General features: G+C 67.4%; 14 protein-coding genes. 6 read left to right on the forward strand and 8 right to left on the reverse strand.

The genetic code is table 11. The features are described from left to right. Positions 1 to 69: 69 nt before the first annotated feature. The 3 genes from nadC to mrtZ are packed head-to-tail and all read right to left on the reverse strand — an operon-like array spanning position 70 to position 2593. The gene (nadC, locus tag DB30_RS12305; RefSeq protein WP_240480220.1) at positions 70 to 933 is read right to left on the reverse strand and encodes a carboxylating nicotinate-nucleotide diphosphorylase; all 864 of its coding nucleotides are present in this window, start codon (positions 931 to 933) and stop codon (positions 70 to 72) included. Then, positions 930 to 1700 (reverse strand): HAD family hydrolase, encoded by a 771-nt coding sequence (locus DB30_RS12310; protein WP_052548609.1) that lies wholly within the window; start codon positions 1698 to 1700, stop codon positions 930 to 932. Before DB30_RS12310 ends, nadC begins: the two co-directional genes overlap by 4 nt. Then, positions 1697 to 2593, reverse strand: a complete 897-nt coding sequence (gene mrtZ, locus DB30_RS12315) for a myxosortase MrtZ (protein WP_165703732.1) — start codon at positions 2591 to 2593, stop codon at positions 1697 to 1699. Before mrtZ ends, DB30_RS12310 begins: the two co-directional genes overlap by 4 nt. A gap of 138 nt (positions 2594 to 2731) precedes the next feature. Here mrtZ and DB30_RS12320 point away from each other — a divergent pair, with 138 nt between their 5' ends. Continuing rightward, positions 2732 to 4417 carry a serine/threonine protein kinase gene (locus DB30_RS12320; RefSeq protein ID WP_052548611.1) on the forward strand — a complete coding sequence of 562 codons (1686 nt, stop codon included), beginning with the start codon at positions 2732 to 2734 and terminating at the stop codon, positions 4415 to 4417. Between the two features lie 7 nt (positions 4418 to 4424). Here the strand turns inward: DB30_RS12320 and DB30_RS12325 are convergent, their stop codons facing one another. Continuing rightward, on the reverse strand, positions 4425 to 4817 hold the full coding sequence (locus DB30_RS12325; RefSeq protein ID WP_052548612.1) for a hypothetical protein: 393 nt from the start codon (positions 4815 to 4817) through the stop codon (positions 4425 to 4427). Between the two features lie 410 nt (positions 4818 to 5227). On the opposite strand from DB30_RS12325, the gene dnaG reads away from it, so the two are divergent. The 3 genes from dnaG (at position 5228) to DB30_RS12340 (ending at position 10629) form a co-directional block, all read left to right on the forward strand. After that, positions 5228 to 7102, forward strand: coding sequence for a DNA primase (gene dnaG, locus DB30_RS12330; protein ID WP_146658603.1), 1875 nt, complete (start codon positions 5228 to 5230; stop codon positions 7100 to 7102). A 27-nt stretch (positions 7103 to 7129) separates the two neighbouring features. After that, a complete protein-coding gene (rpoD, locus tag DB30_RS12335) occupies positions 7130 to 8899 on the forward strand; it encodes an RNA polymerase sigma factor RpoD (RefSeq protein WP_146658604.1) in 1770 nt (589 codons plus the stop codon). A 92-nt stretch (positions 8900 to 8991) separates the two neighbouring features. Next, a complete protein-coding gene (locus DB30_RS12340) occupies positions 8992 to 10629 on the forward strand; it encodes a vWA domain-containing protein (protein WP_052548613.1) in 1638 nt (545 codons plus the stop codon). Positions 10630 to 10827: 198 nt separating this feature from the next. On the opposite strand, the gene DB30_RS12345 is transcribed toward DB30_RS12340, so the two are convergent. Next, positions 10828 to 11127, reverse strand: a complete 300-nt coding sequence (locus tag DB30_RS12345) for a rhodanese-like domain-containing protein (RefSeq protein ID WP_146658607.1) — start codon at positions 11125 to 11127, stop codon at positions 10828 to 10830. Between the two features lie 123 nt (positions 11128 to 11250). Between DB30_RS12345 and DB30_RS12350 the strand changes: the two genes are divergently transcribed. Continuing rightward, positions 11251 to 12825 carry a vWA domain-containing protein gene (locus DB30_RS12350; RefSeq protein ID WP_153258297.1) on the forward strand — a complete coding sequence of 525 codons (1575 nt, stop codon included), beginning with the start codon at positions 11251 to 11253 and terminating at the stop codon, positions 12823 to 12825. A gap of 203 nt (positions 12826 to 13028) precedes the next feature. Further along, entirely contained in the window at positions 13029 to 13730 is a 702-nt protein-coding gene (locus DB30_RS12355) for a hypothetical protein (RefSeq protein WP_146658609.1), read from the forward strand. A 4-nt stretch (positions 13731 to 13734) separates the two neighbouring features. Here the strand turns inward: DB30_RS12355 and DB30_RS12360 are convergent, their stop codons facing one another. The 3 genes from DB30_RS12360 to DB30_RS12370 form a co-directional block, all read right to left on the reverse strand. Beyond that, positions 13735 to 16566, reverse strand: coding sequence for a serine/threonine-protein kinase (locus tag DB30_RS12360; RefSeq protein ID WP_052548617.1), 2832 nt, complete (start codon positions 16564 to 16566; stop codon positions 13735 to 13737). Between the two features lie 144 nt (positions 16567 to 16710). Continuing rightward, on the reverse strand, positions 16711 to 17391 hold the full coding sequence (locus tag DB30_RS12365; RefSeq protein WP_052548618.1) for a hypothetical protein: 681 nt from the start codon (positions 17389 to 17391) through the stop codon (positions 16711 to 16713). 45 nt (positions 17392 to 17436) lie between these two features. Further along, positions 17437 to 18090 carry a hypothetical protein gene (locus tag DB30_RS12370; RefSeq protein ID WP_052548619.1) on the reverse strand — a complete coding sequence of 218 codons (654 nt, stop codon included), beginning with the start codon at positions 18088 to 18090 and terminating at the stop codon, positions 17437 to 17439. Positions 18091 to 18117 lie beyond the last annotated feature (27 nt).

The following is an 18117-nucleotide window of genomic DNA, read 5'->3' on the forward strand; positions in this document are numbered from 1 at the left end:
GCCGGTTCGGCGTCGCCCGCCCAGGTTACCCAGTCGTGAATCCCGCGATCCTGTTGCGGTCGAGGGGGGCTACGGCAGCTCGAACAACAGCGACAGATCCACGCTTGGCGCGGAGTGGGTCAGCGCGCCGACGCTGACCAGATCCAGGCCGATCGTGGCCAGGCTGGGCAGCCGCGCGAGGGTGATCCCGCCGCTGACCTCGAGCAGCACGCGCTCGTTTTGGTTGCGGGCGATCTCCACGGCCTCGCGCAGGGTCTCGTCGTCCATGTTGTCGAGCAGCAGCACGTCGGCGCCGGCGCTGATCGCCTCGCGGACCTCGATGAGGGTCTCGACCTCGCACTCGACCCGCACCGCGTGGGAGGCGTGCTGGCGCGCGGCCCGAACGGCGGCGTCGACCGAGCCGGCGCAGCGGATGTGGTTTTCCTTGATCAACACGCCCGCGCCCAGGTCGTTGCGGTGGTTGTGGCCGCCGCCCATCCGCACGGCGTAGCGATCGAGCGCGCGCAGCCCCGGCATGGTCTTGCGGGTGTCGACCACGCGCAGCTTGGGCCCGGCGGCTTCTACGTGGGCGTGGGTCGAGGTTGCGACGGCGCAGGCCCGGCCCAGCAGGTTCAGGGCGGTGCGCTCGCCGGCCAACAGCGCGCGCGCGGGCCCAGCGAGGCGGATGACCTCGGTGCCAGGGGCCACGCGAGCGCCCTCGTCCACACACAGCTCGACCGTGACCGCGGGATCGACCTGCTCGAAGGTGCGCACGACGACGGGGCCGGCGCAGAACGTGAGGGCTTGCTTGGCGATGATCCGGCCGCGCGCCACCGCCGTAGCGGGGACCGTGAGCCGCGAGGTCATGTCGCCGGAGCCAAGGTCCTCGCCCAGCGCGGTCGCGATGATCCGATCGATGTCGCCAAGCTCGGCGACCCCACCCCGAGCGCTCACGCCCGCCCCCGCGCCGTGCTGGCGGCGGCGTCACTTGGTGGCTGGTCGTGCGCCGGGATCACGCCTTGTGGATGCCACTGCTCCCACGCCATGCCGCGCCGCTGTGCCCACGCCTTGAGCCGCGGGTCGGGGTTGATGACCTTGGGGTGCCCCACGCGCTCGAGCATCGGTCGGTCCGAGTAGCTGTCGGTGTAGAAGTACGATCGCTCGAGATCGATGCCGTGTTGCTCGGCGAACGCGAGCCCGGCGCGGAGCTTGCCGGGTCCAAAGCAGCTGGGCCGGTGGTAGTTGCCGGTCAGCATGCCATCAATGATCTCGAGCTGGGTGCACACGAGGTTTGGCACGTTCAGGATCTTCTGCAGCGGCTCGACCGAGACGAAGGTGCCCGAGGTCAGCAACACCAACACGTGCCCCTGGGCCCGGTGCCACTCGATGCGCTCGCGGCCTTCGACGCAGATCGACGGCTCGACGTCGCTGTGAAACCAAGCTTCGATCTCGGCGCAGAGCTCGGCGACGGACTGCCCGGCGTAGTCCGCGACGACCTTTTGGGTCACGTCTTCGTAGTCGAGCACGCTCAGGCGGTACTTGACCAGCCACCAGACCGAGCGCAGCGTGGCGGCGATCGAGATCCTGCCGTTGCGCCACAGGTACTCGACCCACTTGCGCGCCGAGTTGCAGGCGAGCAGCGTGTGATCCACGTCGAAGAAGGCCGCGACCTGACCGGAGCTCGGGTCTGTGTCCACGCTCGCGTTCTCGACCGCACTCACCGTGGTGCGAAGGTACTCGCGAGCAGCACATCCATCAACAGGTTGGACGCCACGTGGAACAAAGCGGGCGCCCACAGACTGTCGCTTCGGCGCCACAGCCACGCAAAAACCAAGGACGGAAAAAAAGTAGCGAGCCGGGCGGTGTTGGGCGTGGCGACCAAGTGGCCAAGGGCAAACAACACGCTGGAGATGATCGCCGCCCAGCCGAACGGGACCCCGAACAGCTTGCGCGTGGGCGGCCAGCGTTGCTCTAGCGCGCTCATCAAGTAGCCGCGATGAAACACTTCTTCGGGCAGCGCGATTGCGAACAGGCCCACCGCCACGGCCTGCACGAAGCCGAGCCCGTAGTACTCGACCCACGCGATCGGCACGTAGAACCCACGCGGCCAGAACCCGCCGGTGTGGGCGCGGCACTGCCGGCCCAAGAATCGCGCCAGGCTGCCGTCGGCTGGGGTCCAGCTCTCGATCGCGAGCACTGGCGAGAGCAGCGACAGATCGCCCTGGCAGACCTGCCAATAAAACCCCCAAGTCAGCAGCGCGAAGGCGGGGAAGATCGCCAGCGCAGCGTAGAGGGCCCACTTCCAGCCGCTGCGCTTCCACTTTGGGATCGGGACGTCTGGGCCCACCTGCCAGCGCTTGGCCAGCTCGGGTTGCTTGCGCAGCATGAAGCCCGGCAGGAAGTAAAACCCTGCGATCAGCACGACGCCCAGCGACTCGGCGATCAGCGGCGGCGCCGGGATCTGTCGCAGCAGCGCGTAGCCACCGTAGAGGGCGACGGTCGTGAGCAGCGCCTTGCGAGCGAGGGTGCGGGCCTGCTCGGGAGACAGCTCCGGCGCTGACGCGGGGGAGGGACCGGACGCCCCTGGCGGGGCTGGCTGGGCGGGCTCGCTCACCTGCTTGCGGTCTACGTGAAGCGGGCGCCCAGGGAAAGTGCTGAGTGGCATCGCGCGGGCGCGGGCCCGGGCGCGCGCGAGCCAACCCAAACAGCTGGCCCTGCTGCCCTCGTTTCATGGCACAGTCGCGGGCACAGCGTGGTTGCGGGCAACATCATTGGCGAGCGCTACCGCATCATCGAGGAGCTCGGACGCGGCAGCTTTGGGACCACCTACGCCGCCGAGGATCTTGGCCAGGATCTTGGCCAGAACCTCGACTCGGGCGCGGGCCCACGTCGCGTCGCGATCAAGCAGCTCGACCTGCGTCGCGTCGACGACTGGAAGGCCGTCGAGTTGTTCGAGCGCGAGGCCCGCGTGCTCGCGTCGTTGGATCACCCGCGGATCCCCGACTACATCGAGTTCGTGCCGGTCGCCGCGGACCACACCGGCTACCTCGTGCAGGAGCTCGCGCCGGGCACCTCGCTCGCGGCCCGGCTGGCCGCGGGCGAGCGGTTCTCCGAGTCGCAGGTGCGCGACATCGCCGAGCAGCTGCTCGAGGTGCTGGTCTACCTCGCGCAGCTGGTGCCACCGGTGGTCCACCGCGACATCAAGCCTGGCAACGTGATCAGTTCGCTGCCCACGGTGAACCAGTCTACGAAAGCGTCCGCAAGCGGGCGAGAAGCCCTCGCCCGAGCTGAAAACAGCTCGCTGCCCACGGTGAACCAGTCTACGAAAGCGTCGGCAAGCGGGCGAGAAGCCCTCGCCCGAGCTGAAAACAGCTCGCTGCCCACGGTGAACCAGTCTACGAAAGCGTCGGCAAGCGGGCGAGAAGCCCTCGCCCGAGCTGAAAACACTGGTGACCGCTGCTACCTCGTCGACTTTGGCTCGGTCCGCGACGCCGTCGAAGCCAAGAGCACGGGCGGCAGCACGGTCGCCGGGACCTTCGGCTACATGGCACCCGAGCAGCTGCACGGGGAGGCCAGCCCGCGATCGGATCTATTTGGGCTCGGCATGACCTTGGTCCATCTGCTGACGGGCACGTGTCCCGCCGAGCTCGACCGCAAGCGGCTCAAGGTTGATTTTCGCCCGCACGTGCAGCTGAGCCGCGAGCTCGCTGACTTTGTGGATCGCTTGATCGAGCCGATCGCCGATGATCGCTTCGCGGATCCCCAGGCGGCGCTCGATCACCTGCGCGGAGTCTCGCTGGAAGTCGCGTCGAGCAAGCCGAGCGCGCTCGCGGCCGGGATGACGGGGGCGTCGATCGCCGCGAGCGTGGCCCACAGCCAGCGCGCGGCCGAGCAGGCCGCTCGGCGCAAGCAGGAGCTGGACCAACAGCGCACCCGAGACGTCGCCGCGCGTGCCCGGCCCCGCGTGCGACTCGTTCGCGATCCCGAGGGCCTGGCCCTGACGATCGACCCGACCCCGCTGGGGTTTCGCTTCGCCGTTCAGATCTGGCTGCCGCTGTTCTTGACCGCCAACCCCGGCTTCGTGGTCGCGGGCGGCGTGCCCTTCTTTGGCCAGTACTGGCCCGTGTTCGCCGACAACGGCGTCGCGCGATTCGTGGTCTGGGGGCTGTTCTTGATGAGCCTGAGCTTGCTGGTCGCGCATCTGCGTGGCCAACGGTTCCACCTTCGCGTCGCGGGCGAGCACTACGCCGCGTGGACCCGCGACCCGGCCAAGCCCGTCGCGCTCGGTCCGATCTCCGACCTCTCGGTTCTCGTCCACGAGCCAACGGGCAATGGCTATGGCAGCGCCGTGCTCGAGCTGGGCGAGACCACCAAGGTGTTCACGCGGATGTCCAGCAAAGACCTCGAGCAGCTCGAGCAGCTAGAGCTGCTCGGCTAGCGTCAGTTCAGAGCACGTGAGCGAGTCGGGCGACCCGCCGACGCAGGCTCTCGAGGTTCTCGTTGAGCAGGTCGATCTGATCGAGCACGTCGAGATCCGTCGCCAACGCGTGCACGTCTGCCCGGACCAAGTGGTCCGCCTCCAACATCTCGAGCGTCGAGATCAAGTAGCGCTCGATTCGCTCCATCGACAGCGCCGTCTCGCGCAGGTCGTCATCGATGAACATCATGAGGTTCTCGACGTGGCGGATCTTCGCCAACTCGGGGTTGGGCGCGTAGGGCTGGCTAGCCCGATCCATCAGGCGATCGCGCGAGCGCGCGCGCCGACCGCTACCGCGTCGGTTCGCCTCGGTGTCCTCGGTGGGCGGAGCGTGGGCGGCAGAGCTGGTGACGTGGACCATGCCCAGACCCGTTGCATGGGTCGCCCGCCCCCAGCAAATTTTCGACTTACTTTCATACCCCCAGCCCCCCCGACTCGACCCGTGCTCGGCTTCGCCTCCGCGCGCGTCGACACCCTCGCTTCGCTCGGGCCCAAGGTCGGCCCGCCTGCTCATACCCCCAGCCGCCCCGACTCGACCCGTGCTCGGCTTCGCCTCCGCGCGCGTCGACAGCCCCGAGGTGACAACAGTTCGTTGCGTGGGCTCTGGCCCCCATGTGTCCGCCGATGTCGCGCATGGTGCTTGCAGGCACCGACCGGCGAGTCGTTGGGTGTCCAGCAACGGCGTGATCGCGGCGCTGGCTGGCGTCGACTTGCGATTTTCGAGATTGTGGGGATCCTTGGCCTGGGCGTCACGTCGGCGCTCGTCCACCAATGGCGGCGATCCCAGAGCAGATCATCGAGCGGATTCGCGAGCAGACCGACATCGCGGATGTGGTGGGTGGACACGTCGGGCTCAAGCGCTCCGGCAAGCAATTCAAGGGTCTGTGCCCGTTCCACGACGAGAAGAGCCCAAGCTTCTACGTCGACCCGGTCCGCCGCAGCTTCAAGTGCTTTGGCTGCGGTGCCTGGGGAGACGTGTTCGACTTCATCCAAAAGGTCGAGGGGATCGGGTTCCTCGCCGCGGTGCGGACCCTGGGCGCGCGGGTCGGCGTTGCGATGCCGGATCAGAGCACGGGCGACGTACGCAGGGCCGAGCAGCGCGAGCGAGACCGCGAGGACGCGTATCAGGTCAATGCTTGCGCGGCGGAGCTGTTTCGGCGCGTCCTCACCACCGAGCCAACCGGCGAGGCCGGCCGCGCCTACGAGCGCGAGCGAGGGATCGACGCCGCGACCAGCGAGAGCTTTCGCGTTGGCTACGCCCCGGCGCCCGAGGAGGGCGGCTGGGACACGCTGGTTCGCGAACTCCAATCCAAGCAGTTGTCCCTCGATGTCGCAGAGCAGCTCGGCCTGGTCGCGCGCAGCCAGCGGAGCGGCAGCTACTACGATCGGTTTCGGGGTCGCCTGATGTTCCCCATCCTCGCGCCGGGGGGCCGGGTGCTGGGCTTCTCTGGTCGGGTGCTGCCCGCCTTCGCCGAGACCGACGACGGACAAAAGGCACCCAAGTACATCAACTCGCCCGAGTCGCTGCTCTACAAGAAGTCGAAAACGCTGTTCGGGCTGCATGCGGCAGGGTCCAACATGCGTGAGCGCGAGCGGGGGATCCTCGTGGAGGGGCAGATCGACGTGGTCGCCATGCACCAGCGCGGCTACGTCGAGACCGTGGCGGCGTTGGGGACCGCGCTGACCAAGCAGCAGTGCGAGCTGCTGGCCCGCTTCACCGACACGATCGTGCTGTGCTTCGATGGCGACCGGGCTGGTGCCAAGGCCGCCTACGCAGCGCTGCCGCTGCTGCTGGAGATCGGCATGGATGTCCGGATCGCGGCTCTCGAGCCCGGTGAAGACCCCGACAGCACCTCCGCCGAGACGCTCGCCAACTTGTTGTCTCGCCCGCGCCCGGCGATCTTGTGGTTTGTCGACCGCATGATCGCCAAAGGGGCGCTGCGGTCCGTTGAAGCCAAAGAAAAGGCGCTGGATGCGCTGTTGCCGCTGCTCCGACATGTGCGCCGGCCATCGGCTCGGGAGACCTACGCCGACCTCGCGGCCGACATGCTCAACGTCCCCGTCGCCAAAATCAGGGCGTCGATCGAGGGCGGCAGGGTTTCGAGTCACCCCCCTCCCGGGCCCGAGCAGAGGTCGCATTTTTCGGGGGATATGCAACACTCCGCGGCCATGCGCCCGGTCAAGCCTTTGCCGAGCGGACAGGCGAGCGTCACCGCGTTGCTGGTCGATCGCCCGGAACTCGCGCGCGTGGCCGAGCGCGAGGGCGTCTTGAATCACGTCACCGATGATCGGCTCGGCCCGATCGTTCGCCGCACGATCGAGGCCGCCAAGAACGGCGAGCCTCGCCCAAGCGCGGGCGAGCTGCTCGAGCTCATCGACCCGAGTCAGCGCCAAGCGCTGCACTCGTTGTTCACCCCGGATCGTCGCAGCCCCAGCTTCTCCGACGAAGAAGATCCCAAGGCCGCGCTGCAGGCCGCGCTCGTGCTGTGTGAGCGCGAGGTGTTGTTTAGTGAGCGCCACCGCCTCGAACAACAGATCTCCCAAACCATGGCCCGCGGCGATCAAGACCGCGCCCGTGAGCTCCTCGCCGAACTCTACGAGATCAAGGGCAAGCTCGAGCCCCCGTCTCGTTCCCGCCCCAACTGACTTGAGCCGCAAGAGGTCCAACATCGCATGTCTGGCAAGAACCGCCCCGTAGACGTCGAGAAGATCAAGAAGGCCGTTGTCGCCTTTGGCAAGAAGAAGGGACACGTCACCGTCGATGAGCTGCGTGAGCTGCTCCCACCGGATGTCGTGAACCACGAAAACCTTGGCGAGTGGCGCAAGCAGCTCGAGGCCGCGGGTGTCAACATTGTCGACGCCGAGCCGCCAGCCAAGAAGACCAAGGCCCGGGCCCGTCGCCGCGACAAAGAAGAGTCCGAGACCGCGCGCACCAACGATCCGGTTCGCATGTACCTGCGCAAGATGGGCTCGGTCTCGCTGCTGACCCGCGAGGGTGAGGTCGAGATCGCCAAGCGCATCGAACAGGGCGAGATGCAGGTCCTGTCGATCGTGCTGCGCAGCCCGGTCGCGGTGCCCTACGTGCAAGAGATGTTCGACCAGATCAAGCGGGGCCAGCTGCGGATCAAAGACGTCGTCCAGATCGCAACCCCCAACGACGGGCCCAATCAAAAAGAGGACACGCCGGTCAACCAAGAGGCTGCCTTCGAGAACATGACGAAGCAGCTCGAGAAGATCCGGCGCCACCAAAAGGACGTCGAGAAGCTGCGCACGGCCGCCGCCGAGGCCGTGGAGAAGCCGGCCAAAGAGCGGGGCAAGACCGTCGAGCAGCAGATCGACGACCACCACGCTGGGATCGCCGAAGACATCCGCGAGATGTTCCTGGCCCGCCGCCCGATCGACGGCATGGTCGAGGAGCTCAACGGGATCGTCGACCGGCTGCAAAAGTCGACCGCGGATCTCGCGATGTGTGAGAAGCGGGCCGGCATGGAGCTCACCGAGCTGCGCGGGCTGTTTGGCAGCGCGCGCTTGAGCGAGGAAGAAGAGTTCAAGCTGTGCCGCCGGCTGGGCCTGCATCCGTCCGAGCTCCACGAGATCGAGGCGCGGATGAAGATCGCCGACAAGCGGATCAAGCAGGTCGTCGAGGAGACTGGCATCACCTCGTCGGAGCTGTTCGAGCTGCACACCGAGCTGACCACCGCGCGGCGTCAGGCCGACAGGGCCAAGGCCGAGCTCGTCGAGGCCAACCTTCGGCTCGTGGTCTCGATCGCCAAGAAGTACACCAACCGTGGCCTGCAGTTCCTGGACCTGATCCAGGAGGGCAACATCGGGCTCATGAAGGCCGTCGACAAGTTCGAGTACAAGCGCGGCTACAAATTCTCGACCTACGCGACCTGGTGGATCCGGCAGGCGATCACCCGGGCGATCGCGGATCAGGCCCGCACGATCCGCATCCCCGTCCACATGATCGAGACGATCAACAAGCTGATCCGGACCAGCCGCAGCTTGGTCCAGGAGCTCGGCCGCGAGCCAACCCCCGAAGAGATCGCCGAGAAGATGGAGCTGCCGCTCGACAAGGTCCGCAAGGTCTTGAAGATCGCCAAAGAGCCGATCTCGCTCGAGACCCCGATCGGCGAAGAGGAAGACTCGCACCTCGGCGACTTCATCGAGGACAAGAACGCGGTCAGCCCGTCAGAGGTGGTCATCAACATCAACCTCGCGGACCAGACCCGCCGCGTGCTCGCAACCTTGACCCCGCGCGAAGAGAAGGTCTTGCGCATGCGGTTTGGGATCGGCGAGACCTCGGATCACACGCTCGAAGAGGTTGGCCAGGACTTCTCGGTCACGCGCGAGCGGATCCGCCAGATCGAGGCCAAGGCGCTGCGCAAGCTGCGGCACCCGAGCCGCAGCAAGCGGCTCAAGGCCTTCGTCGAGAGCACATAGAATCAATTTCGGTCGAGCGTGATCGGAACGGGGGCGTCGGGATACCAGGGGAAGGAGTCTTCCCCGACGGTACAAACATGCGACGCCATAGCTTGAACTCCCTCCTGTTTTCCCTGCCCATTTTCGCGCTTCTGGCCCTGAGCGGGTGCGGCGACGATGGCTTCTCGGACGAGGGCGCCACCTTGTCCGGTGGCGACGGCGAAACCAGCGGCCAGACCACCAACGCCACCGGCGATGGCGATGGTGACTGGGAGGAGGACGGCGGCGACGGCGACCCGGGCACGGGCGACGGCGACGGCGACAACGGAGATGGCGACGGCGACTCCGATACTGGCGACGGCGACGGCGACGGCGACGGCGACGAAGATGAGTCCGAGTCCGAGTCCGAGTCCGAGACCGGCGAGCCGCTGTGCAACGACGTCGACGACGTGGTCTTGTACCTCTCGCCCGACGACTCCAACTCCATGAGCTCGCCCGTGCAGGTCCGCGAGCGGGTGCTCACCGACGGCTCGGGCTCGCTGTCTGGCGTGCCCGTGCGGGTCTGGGAGTTCATGAACTACTACGGGTTCGACTACCCGGCCGCCGAAGACGGCGAGCTGGCGCTGTTCGCCAGCATGCAGCAGATCGAGGCGCAAGAGGCGACCTGGCAGCTGCAGCTGGCGGTGAGCAGCGAGGTCATGACCCCGGCCGAGCGCCCGCCAATGAACATCGTCTTGGCCCTCGACACCTCGGGCTCGATGAACGGCGAGCCGATGAACCTGCTCAAGGAGACCTGCCGGGCGATCGCGGCCAACCTCGCGCTTGGCGACACCGTGTCGATCGTCGAGTGGGACACCGAGAACGTGTGGACCCTGGCGGGCTACCCGGTGACCGGGCCCAACGACCCCGTGCTGTCCGAGAAGATCGAAGAGCTCGCCGCTGGCGGTGGCACGGATCTCAACGGCGGCTTGGTCTCGGGCTACGAGCTCGCGCAGCAGACCTACGACATCAACATGCTCAACCGCATCGTGTTGATCTCCGACGGTGGCGCGAACGCAGGCGTGACCGACATCGACCTGATCGCCGAGAACGCCGTGTTTGGCGGGTCCGACGGGATCTACATGGTCGGCGTTGGGGTCGCCAAGGACTCGACCTACAACGACAAGCTCATGAACGACGTGACCGACGCGGGCAAGGGCGCGTCGGTGTTCGTGCCCAACGACGCCGAGGCCTGGTCGGTGTTTGGCGACAACTTCGAGAACACCATGGCGATCGCCGGCCGCAACGTGCAGGTCGAGCTGACGATGCCGCCCGGGTTCGAGATCGTGAAGTTCTCGGGTGAGGAGTTCTCGAGCGATCCCAAGGAAGTCGAGCCGCAGCACCTCGCCCCCAACGACGCGATGGTGTTCCATCAGCAGGTCGAGACCTGCGCGCCCGAGGACATCGACGACACCGCCGAGATCACCGTTGTCGCAACCTGGGAAGACCCGTGGACCTTCGAGTCCAAAGAGGTGATGCAGACCTGGACCTTCGGCGAGCTGGCCGGCATGGACCAGGGCCTGCTGCTCAAGGGCGCCGCGGTCCTGGCCTACGCGGAGTCGCTCAAGGCCTACCAGAAGGCGCAGAACGACGCGCAGAAGACCGCGGCGTTGTCGGCTGCGTTCGCTGCGATGTCGCCGGCTCAGGCGGCGCGGCCCAACGATACGGATCTGCTCGAGATCGCGATGATCCTCGCGCAGCTCAACCCCTAGGTAGAAGTCTTTGACCCCCACAGAGACCTCAGACTTCGCCGACTGCAGCCGCTAGCGCGTCTGGTCGCTTCGCTCCTCGGAGCTGTTTGTTCGCATCCGCATGTGTGGCCCCCTAGAAGGGGGCTCTCAACGCATTTCCTGCGTCCATGTGTGACCCGAGGCGCGGTGGCTGTCTTGCCGACAGACCACGCTCGCGCCCTACCAGGCGTCGATCGAGCCGAGGTTGGTCACCTCCGTAAACCCACTTTGCAGCAGCGCCGACTTGGCGACCTCGGCCCGCCCGCCGCGCCGACAAAACACGACGATCGGCTTGCTCTTGTCTCCGCCCTGGGCCTTCAACACCTCGTCGATCCGCGCGGGCAGCTCCGTGTGGGGGATCAGCAGCGAGCCGTCGAGGTGGCGCTCGGCGTACTCTGCTTGGGTGCGCACGTCGAGCAAGAGCGCGCCGTCTTCGACGAGCTTGTGGGCGAGCTTGGAGTCTCCATCGGGCAGAGGCATGTCCGCCAACATAACCCAACTGCGACTCAGAAAATCACGGCGGCGTGGTGATCCAAACCCCTCGCGGGGGATACATCCAACCCATAGCCCGATCCAACCCATAGCCCGGACTGCGACTCGACCATGAAACGTACCCAGATTCTATTTGCGCTGGCTCCTTTGACCCTGATCCTCGGCCTCGCCGGCTGCGGCGACGACGCCGCCACGGCAGACGATGGCTACGGGAGCTACGGAGAGGGCGGAGAGGGCGGCGACACCAGCGGCGGCTTGACCGGGGGTGCGGACGAAGGCGACGAAGGGGTCGTGCCCGACGATGAGGGCGCGGCGGAAGAGACGGACACGGACACGGAGACCGAGACCGGCGAGCCGCTGTGCAACGACGTCGACGACGTGATCTTGTACCTCTCGCCCGACGACTCGAACTCGATGAGCTCGCCGGTGCAGGTGCGCGAGCGGGTGCTGAAGGACGGGCTTGGGCTCGGGCCGGTGGCGATCCGGCCGTGGGAGTTCATGAACTACTACTCGTTCGACTACGCCCCCGCAGCGGACGGCAGCTTGGCGCTGAGCGCCGAGCTGCGGGTGCTCGAGGGGTTTGACGCCGGGTCCCCGCACTATCAACTGCAGCTCGCGGTCACCAGCGAAGAGATGACCGACGCCGAGCGGCCGCCCATGAACATCACGCTGGTGCTCGACACCTCGGGCTCGATGTCGGGCGAGCCGATCGAGCTGCTCAAAGAGAGCTGCCGGGCGATCGCGGCCAGCCTGCGCGAGGGCGACAAGGTCTCGATGGTCGAGTGGGACACACAAAACTCGTGGACGCTGGCCGGCTACGCGGTGACGGGGCCCAATGATCCACAGCTGCTCGACAAGATCGAGGCGCTGGCCGCTGGCGGGGGGACGGATCTCAACGGCGGGCTGGTCTCGGGCTACGACCTCGCCCAGCAGACCTGGGACATCGACGCGCTCAACCGCTTGGTGTTGATCTCGGACGGTGGCGCCAACGCGGGCGTGACAGAAGTCGATCTGATCGCCGAGAACGCCAACTACGGCGGGTCCGACGGGATCTACTTGGTTGGCGCGGGGGTCGATCTCTCGGGCACCTACAACGATGATCTGATGGACGTGGTCACCGACGCGGGCAAGGGCGCCTCGGTGTTCATCACGGATGAGGCCGAAGCTTGGAAGACCTTCAACACCAACTTCATCAGCACGATGGGGCTGGCGGCGCGCAATGTTCAGGTCGAGCTGACGATGCCGCCCGGGTTCGAGATCGTGAAATTCTCTGGCGAGGAGTTCTCGAGCGATCCCAAGGAGGTCGAGCCGCAGCACCTCGCGCCCAACGACTCGATGGTGTTCTTGCAGGAGGTCACGACCTGCGCGCCGGAGCTCGTTGACGCGGACGCGGAGTTCACAGTGACCGCGACCTGGGAGGACGTGAGCAGCTTCGAGAGCGTGGAGGTCTCGCAGACCTACAGCTTCGCGCAGCTGCTGGACACCGACGCGAGCCGCATGGCCAAGGGCGCGGCGATCATCGCGTACGTGGATGCGTTGATCGCAATCAAGAACGTCAACGGCGACGGCCCACAGGTCGAGGACGACGCGCGGGTCGCCGCCAACGCTGCCATCGCGGCCGCGCAGGCGTTGCTGCCGGGTGACGCGGATCTCGAGGAGATCGCGGCGATCTTGCAGGCGCTCTGACGCTGCTCCCCTATCGGCTCCTGGGTTGTGAGCGTGGTCTCGGCGCTGCGGTGGGCCCGCGGCTCGGGAGCCGGTTGGGTGTGGTAGTCGGCGGCGTGCGACTTTCAGCGTCAGCTTCGTGGGTCTTGGCTTTTGCTTTGATGGGAATTGGGTGCGACGACCCGTCCAATGGTGGCAATGCAGCCGACAGTTTGGGCGCCGAGATGTCGGGGACGGAGTCGGGGTCCGGCACCGAGACCGAGACCGAGACCGAGACGGGTGACGGGGACGGTGACGGGGACGGCGACGGAGACGGGGACGGAGACGGCGATGGCGATGGCGATGGCGATGCCCAGTGCTGGGACGCCCCCGAGCGGTGCTTGGACTACCTGTTTTGCTTCGGCGCGATCGCACCCGACCAGCTCGAGGCCGCCGAGGCGAAGTACGGCGAGGGGGGATCGTGCTGGTGTGGCAGCACCGAGGAGGAAGCCCAGGCCTGCTACTCGGAGTGCGTGCACGGTCTGACCGACGCCGTCGAGGACTACCCGACCGCGAACGAGTGCCAAGAGACCTACTGCAGCGTCGACGAGCTCGACCCGGACCAGCCCTACGGTCCGATCATCGAGGGTCAGTGCCCCGCGTACGGCAACTCGCCGCAGCTCCCCTTGGTCGAGCCGTTTGGGTTGGACGGCAGCGTGTGCGCGCCGAAGTGCTCGGGCCTGGCCAACTACTGCCCGGATCACCCGCAGACCTCGGCGGCGGGGACCTGCTTTTTGACCGTGGGTGACTCCAACTACTGCGTGAACCGCTGCTGGGTCGACTCGACGATCATCGGCGGGACCCAGTGTCCGTGCGGGGCGAGCTGCCAGCCGGACGGCTCGGTCGACGGCGACGGCAACATGCGGGGGATCTGTACTTTCGAGTGAGCGACTAGATCGGGTTGGCGGCCAGCCAGCGCTCGACCTGCTCGCGCTCGCCGCGAAAGTCTTCGCCAGCTTCGAGGTAGTCCGCGCGGGCCTGGGTCGCGAGCGCGTGGGCTTCGATCGTGGCCTGCTTGCGGTCCGCGTCGCTGGCCGCGTCGCTGGCCGCGAGCTGCACGGCCCGCGCGAGCGCAAACAGTGACTCGGCGATCACGTCGGGCGAGCGCTCTTGCTGCTTGCTGGGATCCGCGGTGGGTCGCAGCAGCGCCAGCGCGGCCTCGTACTCGCCGAGCTCGGTCAGGACCCGACCCAAGGCCGTGACGGTCAGCATCACCGAGGGGTGGTCCTCGTCCATGTGCTTGCGCTTGATCTCGAGCGAGCGCTCGAGGTCTTGGCGCGCGTCGGCGTAGTCGCCCAGCCAGCGCTGGGCCTCGGCGAGGTTGTGCAGGTTGACGGCGACCGAGGGGTGCTCGCCGTCGGAGTTGGCCTCGCGGATCTTCACGGCCTTGCGGTAGTGCTCGACGGCCTCTTCGAAGTACGGGCGCGCGCGCTTGGGATCGCTCCAGGTGATGTGCCGGCCCTGCTCGAGCAAGCTGTTGCCCAGGTTGTTCTGCGAGGCGGCGGTGTAGGGGTGATCCGAGCCAAGCTGGGCCTCGAAGATCACCAGCGCCTGGCGGGCCATCTGCTCGCTCAGCTGGTGCTCGCCCTGGGCCAGCAGCGCGTTGGAGATGTTGGTCAGCGAGATCGCAACCTCGGGGTGGTCGGCGCCAAGCTGGGCCTCGCGGATCGCCAGCGCGCGACGGTGGTACTCGCCCGCGCGCTGGTTCTCGCCGCGAGCCAGCGCCAGCGAGGCGTAGTGCAAGTAGAAGTCGGCCTCGAGCAGGGGGGCGTCGCCGAGCCGGGCCAGGGCCGCGCGCGCGTCGTCAGCCAGGGCCTCGCCAGCCTCGAGGTCATGCTCGAGGAACGAGACCCGCATCAGCTGGGTCAGCGCCTCGACTCGGGTCGCGTCGTCGCCCGCGACGTCGGCCCGCCGCAGCGCCTCACGCAGGCTCTGCTTGGCCTCGGGGGTCTTGCGGCGCTTGGACTGCAAGTCGCCGAGCAACAACAGCGCCCGCGCTTCGCCGTGCGGGGTGCCGATCGCCTGGGCCAGCGCGAGGGCCTGCTGCGCGATGTCGAGGCCCTCGTTGTACTTGCCGAGCGACTTGCGACCGTTGGCGCTGGCCAGCAGGCGCTCGAGCTCGTCGAGGCGCTCGTCGTCGACGTCGGAGAACAGCGAGCGCTCGTCGGCGCAGCTCTCGATCCGCGCGAGGCTGCTGGCCGCGACCACGGCCCGGCTGAGCACGTCGGCGTCAACGTCGACGAGCAGCTTGGTCAGCTGCTCGAGCTCGGTCAGGCGCTGGCCCAGGCACACCATCTTGCGGCCGAACAGCTCGGGGCTCTCTTCTTGGCGGACGACCGACGCCTCGCAGACCTCGCGGTGCATGATCACCCACTCGTCCGCGTAGGCGTCGAGGTGACGTGAAGTCCCGAGCCACGCGTTCTCGGCGTAGGGCGCGTTGGTGGCCGAGAACGACGCGTGCACGCGCCCGCGGATCTCGTCATCCCACACGCCCACGAGCTCGCGCTCGCCCCCTTCGCAGGGGCTTGGCGGCGGGTCTCGGGTCAGCGCCCAGCCGGTCCCGCCAAGCGCGAGGGTTGCGAGCAGCCCGCCCGCGACCAGCCACCGACGGCGCTTGCGGGGGTCGACCGCGAGCGCGGCCAGCAGCGCGTTCATGTCGGGCCAGCGCTGCTCGGGATCGACGGACATGCCGCGCTCGATCGCCCGGCGCAGCCACTGCGGGACCGCGTGCCGGCTGTGCTCGGGCTCTTCGATGCGACCCTCGAGCACCTTCATTGCCAGCTGCCGCAGCCCGTTCGCGCGAAACGGTCGCTGGCCGTGGAGCTTCTCCCAGAGCGCCACGCAAAACGCGAACTGATCGCTGCGCGCGTCGGCCCGGTTGCCGATGTGCTGCTCGGGCGCCATGTAGGCCGGGGTCCCCAGGATCGCGCCCGTGCGGGTCAGCGGCTGGCGCAGGGTCGAGTCGTGGGACTCGAGCAATTCGTGGCTCTGATCCAGGGTCGACTCGCCGGGCTGCTCTTGTTCGTCGAGCCCCCGCGCGAGGCCGAAGTCGAGCACGCGCACCCGACCGTCGTCGCCAACTAGCGCGTTGTCGGGCTTGAAGTCGCGGTGCACCAACCCCGCGGCGTGGGCCGCCGCGAGCCCGCGCCCGGCCTCGCTGAATTTCTCGACGATCAGCTGCACGACCCCAGGCTGATCCTTGGGCTCCCAGTCGCGCAGCGTCACGCCTTCGATGAACTCCATGGCCACGAACACCTGGCTGCGGAACGTGCCGATCTCGTAGACGTGGACGACGTTGGGGTGCGAGAGCTTGGCCAGCGCCTGGGCCTCGCGCTTGAGCCGGGTGATGTGGGCGCCCTCTTCGTCGACGCCACGCAGCAGCTTGATCGCGATCTTGCGATCGAGCTCGGTGTCGTAGGCCGCGTACACGACACCCATGCCGCCGGCCCCAAGCCGCTTGAGCACGGTGAACTTGCCGATCTTGACCGGTTCCGCCGCGGTGCCAAACAGCCGCGAGGCCACGGCGTTGCGCAGGTGCTCCGCGTCGAGGGCCGCGACCCGGACCGGAGCTGCGCGGGGCATGGTGCCGAGCCCCGCCTCGGCGAGCAGCTCGTGGCCATCCCGACCATGATGCTGGTCACTGTCGCTCTGCGTGCGCTCGAGCGATGGCCGCGGCTCGCGGCTGGATTCGCCGTCAGTGGTCACCTTGGACAACTTTGCCATGCACGGCCGCTGGGCGCGGATGCATGTGCCCCCCCCCGGGCGGGGGGGCTGGAGGAAGCGGCCTGCCAGCTCCCGGCGAGGGCCCGCCAGCTCCCGGCGAGGGCCGAATAGCTCCCGGCGAGGGCCGAATAGCTCCCGGCGAGCTCAGAGCGCGGCGATCGTCACCGTTGCCGCGCCTGGATCGACCGTGGAGTCGACGACCACGTAGACGACCTCGCCGAGCAACATCGGGTAGGCGAGGTCCTGGCCTTCGGGCTGGCAGTCGAGCTCTTCGAGCGGCGCGCACGAGGGGCCCACGAGATAGATGACGCCCTCGAAGTCTGCGCTGTCGAGCGTGAAGGTGAACGTGCCGTCGGCTGGGGCCGTGAAGCTGAACAGCGCGTCGGGTCCAGGTGCGCCGCACGAGGCCTCGAACGAGGACATCACGTTGCCGATTGCGATGTCGTTGTCGCCCTCGACCAGCGGCTCGGCATCGAACTCGGCGCAGGGGATCTCGCCATCGCCGTCGCCATCCCCGTCACCGGTACCATCGCCGTCGCCGTCCCCGGTAGCATCGCCGTCCCCGTCGCCGTCGCCGTCGCCGTCTCCGGTGTCGTCGCCATCACCGTCGCCGGGATCGCCGTCGCCGTCGCCGTCGCCCGTGCCCGTATCAATGTCCCCGGTAGCATCACCGTCGCCGTCGCCGTCGCCGTTCGAGCCTGTCTCTTCGTCAGCGACGTTGATGTCGATCTCTTCAGGCTCGATCTTCTCCAGGATGCAACCCTGCAGCGCGAGCGCGCCGCCCAAGACCAAGCTGGAGAGTCCAAATTTTGCTGCGTTCGTCATGTCATGTTCCTCGCAAGTTCAAGGGGGCAAACGAGTTGCCAGGGGCTAAATGGGGTTGATCTCGAGGCTGCCGGTTCCGCCGGAGGTGAACGAGTCGATCAGAATGTAGACCTGCTCACCCACCATCACATCGAGCTCGAGGATCTGCGGTGCGGGCTCGCAGTCGAGCTCTTCGCATAGCTGGTTCATGATGTACACCGCGCCCTCGAAGGTTGGATTGCTCAGGGTGATCTGCACGGTGCCGTCGAGGGTCGCGGTGTAGATGAACGCGGCCTCGGGTCCGGCTCCGCCACACATTCCCGCGAGCAACGAGACGCCATCGAGTACGTCGATCTGGTTCGCGCCGTCGAACACTTCGGTTGGCACGAGGCTGTCACATGGCGTGTCGCCATCGCCATCACCGTCGCCGGTATCTGCAGTGTCGCCATCGCCATCGCCATCGCCATCGCCGTCGCCACTTGGATCCCCATCACCGTCGCCGGTGTTGGCGTCGGTCCCGCCTTCATCATCACCAGTCTCGGTTCCGGTCACGGCACCGGTGCCGCTCTCATCAGCGACGTCGATGTCGATCTCCTCTGGTTCGATCTTGGCGATCCCGCAGCCGGTCAGCGGGAGCGAGAGCAGCAGGCCAAGACCCGCGATCCCCGCGAGGATCGGGCGTGAAGAAGGGCACGTTTTGGGAAGCAAAAAAATGGTCATGAAAGTCTCGTTTGGGGCGGGCGCCCG

This window comes from Enhygromyxa salina (assembly GCF_000737335.2).
GTDB lineage: Bacteria > Myxococcota_A > Polyangia > Nannocystales > Nannocystaceae > Plesiocystis > Plesiocystis salina_C.

Excerpts from the sequence above, each read along its gene's own strand:
- DB30_RS12325 (WP_052548612.1), bottom strand. The coding sequence starts at position 4,817 with ATGGTCCACGTCACCAGCTCTGCCGCCCACGCTCCGCCCACCGAGGAC.
- dnaG (WP_146658603.1), top strand. The coding sequence starts at position 5,228 with ATGGCGGCGATCCCAGAGCAGATCATCGAGCGGATTCGCGAGCAGACC.
- rpoD (WP_146658604.1), top strand. The coding sequence starts at position 7,130 with ATGTCTGGCAAGAACCGCCCCGTAGACGTCGAGAAGATCAAGAAGGCC.
- DB30_RS12345 (WP_146658607.1), bottom strand. The coding sequence starts at position 11,127 with ATGCCTCTGCCCGATGGAGACTCCAAGCTCGCCCACAAGCTCGTCGAA.
- DB30_RS12350 (WP_153258297.1), top strand. The coding sequence starts at position 11,251 with ATGAAACGTACCCAGATTCTATTTGCGCTGGCTCCTTTGACCCTGATC.
- DB30_RS12355 (WP_146658609.1), top strand. The coding sequence starts at position 13,029 with ATGTCGGGGACGGAGTCGGGGTCCGGCACCGAGACCGAGACCGAGACC.
- DB30_RS12360 (WP_052548617.1), bottom strand. The coding sequence starts at position 16,566 with ATGGCAAAGTTGTCCAAGGTGACCACTGACGGCGAATCCAGCCGCGAG.
- DB30_RS12365 (WP_052548618.1), bottom strand. The coding sequence starts at position 17,391 with ATGACGAACGCAGCAAAATTTGGACTCTCCAGCTTGGTCTTGGGCGGC.
- DB30_RS12370 (WP_052548619.1), bottom strand. The coding sequence starts at position 18,090 with ATGACCATTTTTTTGCTTCCCAAAACGTGCCCTTCTTCACGCCCGATC.